Source organism: Actinoplanes derwentensis (genome assembly GCF_900104725.1).
Classification (GTDB): Bacteria; Actinomycetota; Actinomycetes; order Mycobacteriales; family Micromonosporaceae; genus Actinoplanes; species Actinoplanes derwentensis.
This window is the reverse complement of the sequence record NZ_LT629758.1, coordinates 369,256-383,514: the sequence shown is the minus strand read 5'-3', so window position 1 is coordinate 383,514 and position 14,259 is coordinate 369,256. Positions and strand designations below refer to the sequence as shown.

Annotated in this window: 12 protein-coding genes; 4 read left to right on the top strand and 8 right to left on the bottom strand. The window is 68.6% G+C overall.

What is annotated here, in order from left to right; all coding sequences use genetic code 11:
- Positions 1 to 176 precede the first annotated feature (176 nt).
- A complete protein-coding gene (locus tag BLU81_RS01650; RefSeq protein WP_092540946.1) occupies positions 177 to 1,115 on the bottom strand; it encodes an exopolyphosphatase in 939 nt (312 codons plus the stop codon).
- A gap of 191 nt (positions 1,116 to 1,306) precedes the next feature.
- On the opposite strand from BLU81_RS01650, the gene zwf reads away from it, so the two are divergent.
- Both zwf and BLU81_RS01640 read left to right on the top strand, forming a co-directional pair.
- Complete coding sequence (zwf, locus tag BLU81_RS01645; RefSeq protein WP_092540944.1) at positions 1,307 to 2,800, top strand: glucose-6-phosphate dehydrogenase; 1,494 nt, start codon at positions 1,307 to 1,309, stop codon at positions 2,798 to 2,800.
- 87 nt (positions 2,801 to 2,887) lie between these two features.
- Complete coding sequence (locus BLU81_RS01640; protein WP_092540942.1) at positions 2,888 to 3,232, top strand: STAS domain-containing protein; 345 nt, start codon at positions 2,888 to 2,890, stop codon at positions 3,230 to 3,232.
- Here BLU81_RS01640 and BLU81_RS01635 read toward each other — a convergent pair.
- Entirely contained in the window at positions 3,229 to 4,272 is a 1,044-nt protein-coding gene (locus tag BLU81_RS01635; RefSeq protein WP_092540940.1) for an ROK family protein, read from the bottom strand. The genes BLU81_RS01640 and BLU81_RS01635 overlap by 4 nt on opposite strands.
- A gap of 115 nt (positions 4,273 to 4,387) precedes the next feature.
- Between BLU81_RS01635 and BLU81_RS01630 the strand changes: the two genes are divergently transcribed.
- Together BLU81_RS01630 and BLU81_RS01625 are read left to right on the top strand one after the other, a co-directional pair.
- On the top strand, positions 4,388 to 5,920 hold the full coding sequence (locus tag BLU81_RS01630) for a DUF1800 domain-containing protein (protein ID WP_092540938.1): 1,533 nt from the start codon (positions 4,388 to 4,390) through the stop codon (positions 5,918 to 5,920).
- Between the two features lie 4 nt (positions 5,921 to 5,924).
- On the top strand, positions 5,925 to 7,175 hold the full coding sequence (locus BLU81_RS01625; RefSeq protein ID WP_092540936.1) for a DUF1501 domain-containing protein: 1,251 nt from the start codon (positions 5,925 to 5,927) through the stop codon (positions 7,173 to 7,175).
- Between the two features lie 53 nt (positions 7,176 to 7,228).
- Here BLU81_RS01625 and mmsB read toward each other — a convergent pair whose 3' ends face one another.
- From mmsB to BLU81_RS01595, 6 genes are all read right to left on the bottom strand, one after another.
- Positions 7,229 to 8,476, bottom strand: a complete 1,248-nt coding sequence (mmsB, locus tag BLU81_RS01620; RefSeq protein ID WP_092540934.1) for a multiple monosaccharide ABC transporter permease — start codon at positions 8,474 to 8,476, stop codon at positions 7,229 to 7,231.
- Entirely contained in the window at positions 8,473 to 10,008 is a 1,536-nt protein-coding gene (gene mmsA / locus BLU81_RS01615; protein ID WP_092540932.1) for a multiple monosaccharide ABC transporter ATP-binding protein, read from the bottom strand. The genes mmsB and mmsA overlap by 4 nt, the downstream gene beginning before the upstream one ends.
- Positions 10,009 to 10,076: 68 nt before the next feature.
- Positions 10,077 to 11,204, bottom strand: a complete 1,128-nt coding sequence (gene chvE, locus BLU81_RS01610; protein ID WP_373873256.1) for a multiple monosaccharide ABC transporter substrate-binding protein — start codon at positions 11,202 to 11,204, stop codon at positions 10,077 to 10,079.
- 26 nt (positions 11,205 to 11,230) lie between these two features.
- Positions 11,231 to 12,715: an L-arabinose isomerase gene (gene araA, locus BLU81_RS01605; RefSeq protein WP_092540930.1), complete on the bottom strand. Its 1,485-nt coding sequence runs from the start codon at positions 12,713 to 12,715 to the stop codon at positions 11,231 to 11,233.
- Complete coding sequence (locus tag BLU81_RS01600) at positions 12,712 to 12,948, bottom strand: hypothetical protein (protein ID WP_092540928.1); 237 nt, start codon at positions 12,946 to 12,948, stop codon at positions 12,712 to 12,714. Before BLU81_RS01600 ends, araA begins: the two co-directional genes overlap by 4 nt.
- A gap of 178 nt (positions 12,949 to 13,126) precedes the next feature.
- Positions 13,127 to 14,116 carry a LacI family DNA-binding transcriptional regulator gene (locus tag BLU81_RS01595; protein WP_092556448.1) on the bottom strand — a complete coding sequence of 330 codons (990 nt, stop codon included), beginning with the start codon at positions 14,114 to 14,116 and terminating at the stop codon, positions 13,127 to 13,129.
- Positions 14,117 to 14,259 lie beyond the last annotated feature (143 nt).

The window sequence follows — 14,259 nt, the reverse complement described above, 5'->3', positions numbered from 1 at the left end:
GAGACTTCCAGCAGGCCGGGTCCTGCGTATAGGAAGAACCTCACGCGGGTGGGTGTGAGGAGTCGTGGTGAGCGCGTGGGGCGCGGAGCCACGACCGGCGGGTGGGGCCTGGGCAAGGCCCATGATCCGCGCGCTGTACGGGCGGGGCCGTTCTCACGGCCCCGCCTGTGCGGTGTTCAGACCGAGACCACGCGCTCGGTTCGCAGCGCGTCGATGATCTCGCCCTCCACCCGGTCCGACACGTCGTGCGGGACCTGGCAGGTGCCGGCCGCGAGGTGACCGCCGCCGTCGTAGCGCAGCATCACCTCACCGATGTCCACCGGCGACGAGCGGTCCAGGATCGATTTGCCGCACGCGAAGACGGTGTTGAGTTTCTGCCGTCCCCAGATGATGTGCACCGAGACCCGGGCCTCCGGGAAGAGCGCGTAGACCATGAACCGGTTGCCCGCCTCGATCACCTCCTCGTCGCGCAGGTCGACGATCACCACGTCGCCGTCCACCCGGCAGACCCGGTGCAACTGCTCGACGAACCGGGTCGAGCACTCGTGGAACAGCTCGGCCCGCTCCATCACGTCGGGCAGCGCGAGGATCTCGTTGACGTCGTTGTGCTCGATGCACGCGTCGATCAGCTGCATCATCAGCTGATAGTTGGAGATCCGGAAGTTGCGGAACCGGCCGAGACCGGTGCGGCTGTCCATCAGGAAGTTGAGCAACGTCCAGCCGGTCGGGCTGAGGACGTCGGTGAGCGAGTAGTCCGCCGAGTCGGCCTGATCGACGGCGAGCATCAGCTCGTCGGTGACCTTCGGGAACCGCTCCCGCCCTCCGAAGTGTTCGTAGATCACCCGGGCCGCGGACGGCGCGTCCGCGTCGATGACGTGGTTGCTCCGGTCGCCGTCGTTGCGCAGGGTCTCCGAGTGGTGGTGGTCGAAGACCATCGAGGCCCGCCCGTCGTACGGCAGGTTCGTCAGGATGTCCCGGTCGGTCACGTCGACGACGCCGTCCTGGACGTCCTTCGGATGCACGAACAGGATGTCGTCGATCATTTCGAGATGGCGCAGGAGCACGGCACACACGAGCCCGTCGAAGTCACTACGGGTCACGAGCCGGTACTTCACGGGGTCCCCCTCCGTTGCCAGACCTTTTGAGCCTAGTTTGCCACTTATCTGGCATAAGTCCGCGCTGCATCGAAGTATGGACGTGTTCACCGACACGTTGTCCCGCTTTCCAGGAAGCGGATGAACCCTGCACCGTCCTGCGGCCGTAAGGTTCAAACGGACGGTTACGACCCTGTCGGAGGACTCGAAAGATGGACCACGCACCCCAGCTCATCCAAGAGCGCAGCGCCCCGCCAGCCACCCTGGTGATCTTCGGCGCCTCCGGTGACCTCACCCGGCGCAAGCTGCTTCCCGCGGTGGACAACCTCGCGCGCCACGGCCGCCTGCCGGATCAGTTCGCCCTGGTCGGGGTGGCTCGAACCCCGATGAGCGACGAGCAGTTCGCGGAGAGCGCACTGGGCGGCCGCAGCCTGTTGGAGAAGCGGCAGCTGGCCGGCGGAGTCCGCTACGTCGCCGGTGGCTACGACGACCCGGAGACGTACAAGCGCCTCGCCGAGACCCTCGACGAGCTGGACGCGGTCCGCGGCACCTCGGGCAACCGCCTGTTCTACCTGTCGACCCCGGCGGGTGCCTTCGAGCCGGTGATCAACGGGCTGGCCGGCGCGGGCCTCAACCAGGCGACCGAGACCTCGTTCTCCCGCCTGGTGATCGAGAAGCCGTACGGGCGCGACCTGGCCACCGCCCGCGAGCTGGACGGGGTGGTGCACGGCGCGTTCGAGGAGCACCAGGTCTTCCGCATCGACCACTACCTGGGCAAGGACACCGTCCAGAACGTCCTCGCGCTGCGATTCGCCAACTCGATCTTCCAGCCGATCTGGGACCGGTCCTGGGTCGACCACGTGCAGATCACCGTGGCCGAGACCCTGGGTGTCGGCACCCGTGGCGGCTTCTACGAGGGCGCCGGCGCGATGCGTGACATCGTGCAGAACCACGTGCTCCAGGTGCTCGCCCTGGCCCTGATGGAGCCGCCGGCGTCGTTCGCAGCCGAGGGCCTGCGCAACGAGAAGGTGAAGTTGCTGCAGGCGATCCGCCTGCCCGGTGACCGGGACATCGCCGAGGCCGCCGTCCGCGGTCAGTACACCCGCGGCGGCACCCGTGAGGAGCTGATGGCCGGTTACCGCGAGGAGGTCGGGGTCGACCCGCTGTCGCGCACCGAGACCTACGCGGCCATGCGGCTGAACGTGGACAACTGGCGCTGGGCCGGCGTGCCCTTCTACGTGCGTACCGGCAAGCGCTTGCCCGCTCGTCTGACCGAGGTGGCGCTGCAGTTCCAGCGGCCGCCGCACCTGCCGATCCCGACCGACCAGCTGACCGGCCTGGACGCCGACGCGCTGATCCTGCGGATCCAGCCGGACGAGGGCATCTCGCTGCGGTTCGGCGCCAAGGTGCCCGGCCACTCGTTCCGGGTGCGGACCGCGACGATGGACTTCTCCTACGAGAACACGTTCGTCGAGGAGTCCCCGGAGGCGTACGAGCGGCTGCTCCTGGACGCGCTGATCGGTGACGCGTCGCTGTTCATCCGCAGCGACGAGGTGCAGCAGTCCTGGCGGGTCGTCGACCCGATCATCGAGCACTGGGAGCGGGACCGCTCGCCGATCCCGAGCTACGAGGCGGCGTCCTGGGGCCCGACCGACGCGGACCGGCTGATCGGCCGCAACGGCCGCAAGTGGCGTAACGCGCCCTGAGGGGCGCGATCTGCATAGTGGGGCGGGCTCGCATAGGGTGGACATCGATCCTCAAGCAAGCCCGTTCCACAGGAAAGACAGACGAACATGCAGGTATCGGTCGCGCATCATCCCCCGAACACGGCCGTCCTGGTCCTGCGCGGATCTCTGGACATCGACACCGCGCCGGCACTCAAGGCCAATCTGAGCCGCCTGGTCGAGCGTCCCGCCCCGCGAGTGGTGGTGGACGTCTCGGGGCTCGACTTCTGTGACTCCATGGGCGTGGGAGTGCTGGTCACCGCGCACGGCCGGGCGGCCGAGCGGGGCGGCTGGGTGCGTCTCGCCGCCCCGTCGGGCTTCCTGCGCCGGCTCTTCGACACCCTGGGCCTCAGCGATTACCTGCCGATGTTCCCGGACGTTCCGGCGGCCCTCAAGGAGGACCAGGCGTCCTAGACCGCGGACGCTTCGGCCAGTGCGGCCACCGCGGCGCCCCGGGCCCCGGCCATGTCCCGGTCGGGGACCAGGGCGAAGGTGGCAACCGCCTTCTGTTCGTCGCGCAGTTCGGTGTTCTCCCGGACGTTGTTGAGGAACCACTGCCGGAAATGCGGCTGGGCCTCGACCACACCACCGCCGAGGAAGTAGGCGGACGGGTCGGTGAAGTTGGCGGCGATGGTGAAGAGTTTGCCGATGGCCTTGGCCTGCTGGCCGAAGACGGCGAGCGCGAGGGCGTCGTCCTTCTCGCCGTAACCGCGCAGCGCCTTGGCCGCCTTCTCGATCGGCTCGCCGGCCAGCGGATGGTCCGGGAAACGGCTCAGCCAGTAGGGCAGCAGGTTGTTGCGGATGCCGGTCAGCGAGGCGATGCTCTCCACGTCACCGGCGAACCCGCAATTGCACTGTGGGACCGGCTGGTCGTCCTCGAGGACGCCGTGCAGCGGGATCTGCACGTGCCCCAGCTCACCGGCCATCCCGGCCGACCCGCGGACCACCTGCCCGGCCTCCACCACACCACCGCCGAGGCCGGTGCCGACGATCGCCGCGACCGACGAGTTCTCCCCGGCGACCGCACCGAAGTGCTGGTAGTGGGCATAGAGGGCGGCCGCGTTGCCGTCGTTGTTGTAGACCACCGGCAGGCCGAGCCGGGTCTCCAGGGCGCCCCGGATGTCGAAGCCGTGCCAGGAGACCTGGTTGAAGTTGGTGGCGCCCTTCGACGAGATCACCCCGTGCGCGCTGGCCGGGCCGGGCGTGTCCAGCCCGACCGCGCGAACCAGCGACAGCGGGGTGCTGGTCAGCTCCAGGATGTTCTTGAACGCCTCGGCCAGTGCCTCGACCGCCGATTCCGGCCCGTCGAGGACACGACTCGGATTCTCCACCAGATTATTGACGAGGAACTGCCCGGTCGCGTCGAGCACGGTGGCGTTGTTGCAGGTGCCGCCGTTATCGAGTCCCACGACGACCCAGGAGGACGGAGTGCGTACCGTTTCAGCCTGATCCACGGTCTTGAGACTAATTGAGGACTCGGTTTCCGGTAACAGGTGCGCGCGGATTGCGGGTTCGTTAGTCACGGTTGCAGCCGTGACTCGTCACGGGACCCGGACCGAACGGAAGTGCATGACCACGCCGACCCGCCGTACCGTGCTCGCCGGTTCCGTCGCCACCGCCGCCCTCACCGTCACCGGCCTCGCCGCCACCGCGTCCGGAGCGAGTGCCGCCGCGCCCGCCGCGACCGGTCTGGCGGCGACCCTGGGCAGCGACCCGATCGCCCACCTGCTGCGCCGGGCCACCTTCGGCGCGACGCCGGCGTCGCTCGCTCAAGCGCGCAAGCTGGGGGTCGCGGGCTGGCTGGACCGGCAGTTCGCTCCGGCGCGGATCAGCGACACCCGCTGCGAGGCGATCCTGGCGCGGTTGCCGCTGGCCGGGGCCACCCCGGCGGCGGTACGGGCCCAGTCGCGCAAGGAGAACTACGAGTCGTTCAAGCAGCTAGGCCGGGCCACCATCGCGCGGGCCGCGTGGAGCGAGCGGCAGTTGTTCGAGCAGGCGGTCGCGTTCTGGTCGAACCACCTGCACGTCACCGCGCCGTCCAGCGGCATCTGGGAGACCCGCTCCGACTACGACCGCACCGTCATCCGCGAGCACGCGTTCGGGAAGTTCGCCGACATGCTGAAGGCCAGTGCCCGGCACCCGGCCATGCTCACCTACCTGGACCAGCGCTCGTCCAGCAGGGCGCACCCGAACGAGAACTACGCCCGTGAGCTGATGGAGCTGCACACCGTCGGCCTGGACTACGCCGAGGCCGACGTGCTGGCCGCGGCCCGCCTGCTCACCGGCATGACGGTCGGCAAGTCCGGCGGGTACGTCTACGACGCCTCGCTGCACGCCACCGGCGCCGTCGACATCCTCGGTTTCCGGCACGCGAACACCGGCCGGGACGGCGAGGCCGCCGCATGCGCGTTCCTGGACCACCTGGCCCGGCACCCGAAGACCGCCGAGCGTATCGCCCGCAAGCTGTGTGTCCGGTTCGTCGCCGACGAGGCGCCCGCGTCGCTGGTGGCGAAACTGGCGAAGGTCTACCGGGACAGTGACACCGCGATCGCGCCGGTCCTGCGGGCCCTGTTCCTGTCGCCGGAGTTCGCCGCGTCGGTGGGCCAGAAGGCCCGTACCCCGTTCGAGGACACCGTCGCCGCGGTCCGGGCGCTCGGCCTGGGCCCCGACAAGTCCGGGGTGAAGTCCCTGGACGCCCTCTACAACCACCTGGTGTCGGCCGGGAACGCGCCGTTGCGGTGGAGCACCCCGGACGGCTACCCGGACGTGGCCGCCGCCTGGGCGTCTCCGTCGGCGTTCCTGGCCCGCTGCAACCTGCACCTGAACCTGGCCGCCGGCTGGTACCCGGCGCAGCTGACCCGTCCGGCCGACCTGCTGAAGTCGCTGGTGCCGGTGCTGCCGGGGACGTACGGCGCGCTTGTCGACGCCCTCGCCACCCGGCTGATCGGGGCGAAGCTGCCGGCCGGGCACACCGCCGCGGTGCTCAGTGTCGCCGCGAAGATGCCGACGAGTCCCCTGACCGTCAAGGACAAGGCGCTGGCCGGTGTCGCGCCGTACCTGATCGCCCTGGTCCTCGACTCGCCCTCCTTCCAGCTGAGGTGATCCCATGACGACGAAGACGCTGTGCTGTGACGAACTCACCCGCCGGGGGCTGCTGGTGGGGGCCGGAGCCACCCTGACCGGGCTGGCCGCTGAAGGGCTGAGCACTCAGCTCGCCTTCGCGGCCGGTAAGTACACCGGGGACACCCTGGTCGTGGTGTCGCTGCGGGGAGGTTTCGACGGGCTGTCCGCGTTCGCGCCGATCGGATCCCAGGACTACTACCAGGCCCGGCCCGGGATCGCCGTGCCGAAATCGGCTGTCCTCGCCGGGGACGGCATGTTCGGCCTTCATCCGGCACTCGCGCCGTTGCTACCGCACTGGCGGGCCGGGCGGCTGGCGGCGGTGCACGCGGTCGGCCAGGAGAACGCCAACCGGTCGCATTTCGCCGCCATGGAGGCGATGGAGAACGCCGCGCCCGGCAGCGCGGTCCGCAGCGGCTGGCTGGACCGGATGCTGGGCCTGACCGGTGCGGCCGGGCCACTCGCGGCGGTCTCGATGGGCGATCCGATGCCGGCCCGTCTGATGGCCGGCCCGGCGCTGGACGTGTCGATGAAGGGTGTCGACGAGTTCCACCTGGCCGCCGACGGCAAACGGCCGATGGCCGCCGCGCTGCGGGCGATGTACGCCGACGCTCCCGCGGTTCTCGCCGCCCCGGCCCGAGCCGCCGACCGGGCGCTCAAGGCCACCGGCCGGCTCCAGGGTTCCTACGCTCCGGCGAACGGCGCGGACTACCCGGACAGTGAGCTGGGTGCCGCGCTACGGGACGTCGCCCGGCTGATCAGAGCCGGGTCCGGGCTGGTCACGGCCGCGGTCGACTGCGGTGACTGGGACATGCACGAGGGCCTCGGACCGGCGATCAAGGGCCAGCGGATGTACGACAACCTGGCCGGCCTCTCGACCGCGCTGCACGCCTTCGTCACCGACCTGGGCGAGACCGCGATGAAGAACGTGACCGTGCTGACGATCAGCGAGTTCGGCCGCCGGGTGAAGGAGAACGGTTCCCGGGGCGCCGACCACGGCCACGGCAACGCGATGATGCTGCTCGGCGGTGGTATCCGGGGCGGCCGGGTCTACGGCACCTGGCCCGGTCTGGGCCCGCGCGACCTGGCCGACGGCGATCTGGCGGTCACCACCGACTACCGCTCGGTGATCGGCGAGATCCTGCAGAAGCGATGCGGTCTGGGTTCGCTGTCCGAGGTCTTCCCCGGCGACGTCAAGCCGTCCACGTTCGGCCTGGCCACCGCCCGTTCGGTATAGAAAAGGCCGGCGCCTCCGGAAGGAGGCACCGGCCTTCGCCGGAACGACTCAGCTCACTTGGCGCCGGCGGTGCGGCGCTTGGACCACACGTCGAAGGCGACCGCGGCGAGCAAGACCGCGCCCTTGAAGAACATGACCGACTCGGTCTGCCAGCCGAGCAGGCCGGCGCCGTTGTTGATCACGCCCATGATCAGGCCGCCGGTGATCGCGCCGACCACCTTGCCGACACCACCCTGGACGGCGGCGCCGCCGATGAACGCGGCGGCGATGGCATCCAGCTCGAAGCTGTTACCGGCGGTCGGGCCGGCCAGGTTCAGCCGGCCGGCGAAGATGATGCCAGCCAGCGAGGCGAGCACACCCATGTTGACGAACAGCCAGAACACCACCGACTTGACCTTGACGCCGGAGAGCGTCGCGGCCTGCAGGTTGCCACCGACCGCGTAGATCTGGCGGCCGAACACGGCCCGGTTGGTGACCAGCGTGTAGCCGACCACCAGCACGGCCAGCAGGATGAGCACCCACGGCAGGTTGCGGAACCGGGCGAGCTGGATGACCAGGAACATCACCAGCGCGGCCGGGACGGCGACCTTGAGGGCGAACAGCCACGCCGGGTCGACGGCCTGGTTGAAGCGGACCCGCGCGCTGCGGGTCCGGTACTGCACGATGACCATGCCCACCACGACGAGGACGCCGACGACGATGCTGAACAGGTCGGCGCCGCCCAGTGGGCCCAGCGCGACGTTGTTCATGAAGCCGGGGGTGAAGCCGTTCGCGAGGGTGCGGACCTCCTCCGGGAACGGGCCGATGCCCTTGTTGCCCAGGATCTTGTAGGTGATCGCGCGGAACAGCAGCATGCCGGCCAGGGTGACGATGAAGGCGGGGATACCGAAGTACGCCACCCAGTAGCCCTGCCAGGCACCGATGAGCGCGCCGAAGACCAGGGTCGCCAGCACAGCGATCGGCCAGGGCAGGTTCATCTCGACCATCAGGACCGCGGAGAACGCGCCGGTGGCGGCCACCACCGAACCGACCGACAGGTCGATGTGGCCGGCGATGATGATCAGCACCATGCCGATCGCCAGTACCAGGATGTACGAATACTGGACGATGATGTTGCTGAGGTTCTGCGGGGCCAGCAGGTCACCACCGGTAGCCACGGTGAACGCCACGACGATCAGCGCGAGAGCGATGTAGATACCGCTCTGCTTCAAGTCGAAGTTGACCTTGCGTGGTGCCGGGCCCGAAAGACCGTTCGGCCCCTTGCCGGCCCTCACACCGGCACTGCTTGGTGCGGCCGTCACGGCGCTACCTCCTGTACTTCCCTTGTCATGAGAGTCATCAGACTCTCCTGCGTGGCCTCCGCGCGCGACACCTCGCCGGTGATCCGGCCGGCCGAGAGGGTGTAGATGCGGTCACAGATCCCGAGAAGCTCGGGCAGCTCGGACGAGATGACCAGGACGGCCTTCCCCTCGTCGGCGAGCCGGTTGATGATCGTGTAAATCTCGTACTTCGCACCGACGTCGATACCGCGAGTCGGCTCGTCCAGGATCAGCACGTCCGGATCGGTGAGGATCCACTTGGACAGCACGACCTTCTGCTGGTTGCCGCCGGACAGTTTGCCGACGACCGCCTCCACATTCGGCGCCTTGATGTTCATGCTGGCGCGGAACTCGTTGGCGACCCGGTACTCCTCGTTGCCGTCGACCCAGCCGCCCTTGGCGAGCTTGCCGAGCGCGGCCGCCGAGACGTTGCGCTTGATGTCCTCGATGAGGTTCAGGCCGTACCGCTTACGGTCCTCGGTCGCGTAGGCGATGCCGTGGTCGATCGCCTCCCGGACGTTACGGGCCTGGATCTCCTTGCCGTCCTTGATCAGGGTGCCGGAGATGTTGACCCCGTACGACCGGCCGAAGACGCTCATCGCCAGCTCGGTGCGCCCGGCGCCCATCAGCCCGGCCAGGCCGACGATCTCGCCGCGCCGCAGCGTCAGGTTGGCCTTGCGGACCAGTGCCCGGTCCGGCTGGGTCGGGCTGTGAACGGTCCAGTCCACGATCCGCAGCGCCTCGCCGCCGATGGTCGGCGTGTGCTCCGGGTAGCGGTGCTCCATGTCCCGGCCGACCATGCCCGAGATGATCTTCTCCTCGGTGAGGTCGGCGGTGTCCTCGGTCCAGATCGTCTTACCGTCCCGCAGGATGGTGACCCGGTCCGAGACGCCCATCACCTCGTTGAGCTTGTGCGAGATGATCACGCAGGTGATGCCCTCGTCGCGCAGGCCGCTGAGCAGCCGGAGCAGGTGCGCGGAGTCCTCGTCGTTGAGCGCCGCGGTGGGCTCGTCGAGGATCAGCAGCTTCACCTTCTTGGAGAGCGCCTTGGCGATCTCCACCAACTGCTGCTTGCCGACACCCAGCTCGACGACCGGCGTGACACCGCTCTCCGAGAGGCCGACCCGGCGCAGCAGTTCGTCGGCGGCGGCGTTGGTCTTGTTCCAGTCGATCCAGCCGCGGGTCGACTGCTCGTTACCGAGAAAAATGTTCTCCGCGATGGAAAGATTCGACGCGAGTGCCAGCTCCTGATGGATGATGACGATGCCACGGTGCTCGCTGTCGCGGATTCCGGAGAACTTGCAGGGTTCGCCCTCGAACTCGATGTCCCCTTCGTAGGTGCCGTGCGGGTAGACACCCGACAGCACCTTCATCAGGGTCGACTTGCCGGCCCCGTTCTCCCCGCAGATGGAATGGATCTCTCCTCTGCGTACTTCCAGGTTGACGTCCTGCAGCGCCTTGACGCCCGGGAACGTCTTGGTGATGCCGCTCATCCGCAGGATTGTGTCGGTCATGCCAACCCTCCTTGGGCCGGTGAGGGCCGCGCCCCACCCGGTGAGCCGGGCGGGGCGCGGAACCCGGATTACTTCAGCTGGTCGGCCTTGTAGTAGCCGCTGTCGACCAGTTCCTTCTGGTAGTTGTCCTTGGTGATGATCAGGGACTCGAGGAGCTGGGCCGGAACGACCTTGTTGCCGTTGTCGTAGTCCTTGGTGTTGTTGGTCGCCGGGGTCTGGCCCTTGAGGACCGCGTCGGCCATCTCACCGGTGGTCTTCGCCAGCTGGCGGGTGTCCTTGTAGATGGTGGAGTACTGCTCACCCGCGATGATCGACTTGACCGAAGCGAGCTCGGCGTCCTGGCCCGAGACGATCGGGTAGGCCGAACCGGTGCCGTAACCGGCCGACTTCAGGGCCGAGAGGATACCGATCGAGATGCCGTCGTAGGGCGAGAGAACGCCGTCGACCTTGGCGCCACCCTTGTAGGTGGAGGTCAGGATGTTCTCCATGCGCTTCTGGGCCGTCTCCGGGTCCCAGCGCAGGGTGGCGACCGTCGCGAAGTCCTTCTGGCCGGACTTGATGACGATGGTGCCCTTCTCGATGTACGGCTGCAGGATGCTCATCGCGCCGTTGAAGAAGAAGGTCGCGTTGTTGTCGTCCGGCGAACCGGCGAACAGCTCGACGTTCAGCGGGCCCTTCAGGCCGGCGTCGGAGCCGTCGGCCTTGAGCACCTTCAGACCGGTCAGCAGCGAGGTCGCCTGCTGCACACCGACCTTGAAGTTGTCGAAGGTGGCGTAGTAGTCCACGTTCGGGCTCTTACGGATCAGGCGGTCGTACGCGATGACCTTGATGCCCGCCGAGGCCGCGTTCTCCAGCTGGCTGGTGATCGCCTCGCCGTCGATGGAGGCGATGATCAGCAGCTTGGCGCCCTTGGTGATCTGGCTGTCCAGCTGCTGGGTCTGGGTCGGGATGTCGTTCTCCGCGTACTGCAGGTCGACCTTGTAGCCCAGGCCCTCGAGCTGCGACTTGAGGTTGTCGCCGTCGTGGATCCACCGCTCCGAGGAGCGGGTGGGCATGGTGATGCCGACCAGGGCACCGGTGTTGTCGCCGCCGGAGGCGGCTTCCTTGTCAGCGGTCTTCTCCGCGTTGCCACAAGCCGCCATGGTGGCGGTCATCGCGACGGCGGTGACGACTGCCGCGAGCCGGTTCAATTTCACGGTGGATCTCCTCTTTGAGAACGGTGTTACAGGGGGCGAGCCAGACGGTGGTACGCCTGGTTCCAGCGCACCCGGTCGGAGAAGTCGGCCGGTGTGGTGCGCTCATCGATCAGCAGGAGCTCGGTCTGAACCATTTCCGCAAAATCGCGCAGGGTCTCAGCACCGACCGCCTGAGTCAGCACCGTGTGATGCGGACCACCGGCCATGATCCAGCACTCGGCTGAGGTCGAGAGCGAGGGGGCTGGCTTCCACACCGCACGGGCCACGGGCAGGTTCGGCAGCGGCTCGTCCGGCGGGATCACCTCGATCTCGTTCGCGACCAGACGGAACCGGTCGCCCATGTCGGCCATACCCATGACCACCGCCGGGCCGGGGGCCGCGTCGAAGACCAGGCGCACGGGGTCCTCCCGGCCACCGATGCCCAGCGGGTGGATCTCGGCTCGCGGTTTCGACGACGCGATGGACGGGCAGACCTCGAGCATGTGCGCGCCGAGGATCTTAGGCTCGCCCGGGCCGAAGTGGTAGGTGTAGTCCTCCATGAACGAGGTACCCCGGCCGGTTCCGGAACCCATCGCCTTGACCGTGGCGACCAGGACCGAGGTCTTCCAGTCGCCCTCGCCGCCGAAGCCGTAACCGTCCGCCATCAGGCGTTGCACGGCCAGGCCGGGGAGCTGGCGCAGGCCGCCGAGGTCCTCGAAGTTGGTGGTGAAGGCGCCGAACCCGCCCTCGGTGAGGAACTGCCGCAGACCGGCCTCGATGCGAGCGGCGTAGCGCAGCGACTCGATCCGGTCGCCGAGCAGCGCGGCGTCGACCTCGAACAGGTCCCGGTACTCCGCGACCAGCTTGTCGATCTCGGCGTCGGCGACCTGGTCCACGACCTCGACGAGATCGTTGACGCCGTACGTGTTGACCGAGACGCCGAAGCGCAGCTCGGCCTCGACCTTGTCGCCCTCGGTGACCGCCACGTTGCGCATGTTGTCACCGAATCGCGCCAGCCGCAGCCCGCGCACGTGCTGCACACCCGTCGCGGCACGGGCCCAGGAGTCGATCCGGGCGACCACCGACGGGTCGGCGACGTGACCGGCGACCACCTTGCGCGGCACACCGAGGCGGGCCTGGATGTACCCGAACTCCCGGTCGCCGTGGGCGGCCTGGTTGAGGTTCATGAAGTCCATGTCGATGGTCGACCACGGCAGCGACTGGTTGTGCTGGGTGTGCAGGTGCAGCAGCGGCTTGCGCAGCGCGTCCAGGCCACCGATCCACATCTTGGCCGGGGAGAACGTGTGCATCCAGGCGATGACGCCGATGCAGTCCCGGTCGGCGTTGGCCTCGAGCATGACCTGCTTGATCGAGCCCGCGTCGGTGAGCACCGGCTTGGTGACGATCTCGGCGCCGGAGAGGCCGTGGGCCAGGGTCCGCTGGATCTCGGCGGACTGGTCGGCGACCTGCTGGAGGGTCTCCGGGCCGTAGAGATGCTGGCTACCGGTCAGGAACCAGATCTGCGGTGTCATCGGCTTTCCTTCGTTCGATGGTTCTGCACGGACTCGTGACCAGGCGCCGGCTCGTGCGAGACGAGCGGAGCCGCCGGGTCCGCGATGGTACGGCCCTGGCCGCGCGACAGAGTCAGGCGAGGGCGGGCCCGGGCCGTGACCGACTTGTCGATCTTACGGTCGGAGAAGGCCCCGAAATCGCCCAATGGCAGGTAATGCACCCCGGAACCAATCCCCGTCATATCGATGATCATGGGTGGTGGACCTCCGGAGGGCGCGGCCGGAGACGTGGTAGCGGCCACATTCCGGCGGAACGACCCCAGTGTTATCGCTAACAAATCTGGTGTCAACGGGCCTCGGCAACAACGAGGTAACGGCCCATTAACCTGGGCCGGGCAAGATCACTCGGGCGCGCGCGGGCGCGTTCCTTACTTACCCGCGAGCCCGCGAGGGCGCGCTCTCCCGGACCACCAGCTGCGCCGGCACCACGATCTGACGGGCCGTGCCCGCCTCGTCACCCATCTGCCCCAGGAGCAGGCTCAACGCCGCCCGGGCCACGTCACCGAAGGCCTGCCGGACGGTGGTCAGCGGCGGGATGAAGTAGGCCGCCTCGGGCACGTCGTCGAACCCGACCACCGCCACGTCGTGCGGCACCCGGCGGCCCCGCTCGCTCAGCGCCCGCAGGATGCCCAGGGCCAGGTGATCGTTCGCCGTGAAGATGGCCGTGACCTCCGGCATCCGGGCCAGCATCTGCCCGGTGCGGTACCCCTCGGCGGCCGACCAGTCGGCCGACAGCAGCGGCGGCACCTCACGGCCCGCCTCCTCCAGGGTCTGCCGCCAGCCCTGGATCCGGCCGGCCGAGTCGAACCAGTCCGTCGGCCCGGAGACGTGCCAGACCGTCTCGTGCCCGGCGTCCAGCAGGTGCCGGGTCGCGGCCCGGGCACCGGCCACCTGGTCCACGGTCACCAACGGCCGGCCGCTGGCCGGATCGCCGTCGATGAAGACCACCGGCAGGTCCTCGGGGATGTCGGCTAGCGCCTCCACCGCCGACACGGTGTTCGCGATGACCACCAGACCGGCCACCCGCTGATCCAGGTGCCGCTCGACCACCGCGCCCATCGAGGAGCGGTCCAGCTCGCGGACGCTGCCGACGCTCACTGCGAAACCGGAGTCCGCGGCGGCCTGCTCGAACTCGCTCAGCATGGTGGCCGGGCCGTACAGCGTACTGTTGCGGGCGACCACGCCGATCAGCTGGGACCGGCCGGTGACCAGCGCACGAGCCGCCCGGTTCGGCCGGTAGCCCAGCTCGGCGATGGCGGCGCGGACCCGGATCCGGGTCTGTTCCTTGACGTTCGGATGGTCGTTGAGGACACGCGAGACGGTCTGGTGCGAGACTCCAGCGAGGCGGGCCACGTCGGTCATGGCCGGACTGCGGCTGATCTTGTCCACTTGCGTACCTCGCCAGATCCGGTTCCCAGGAGAGCGTCACCGCTCGTGTTGCCGAAATGTTATCGATAACATCCGTTTTTCACGAGCCCCGCGCGGATGATGTCCCGCGACACGTA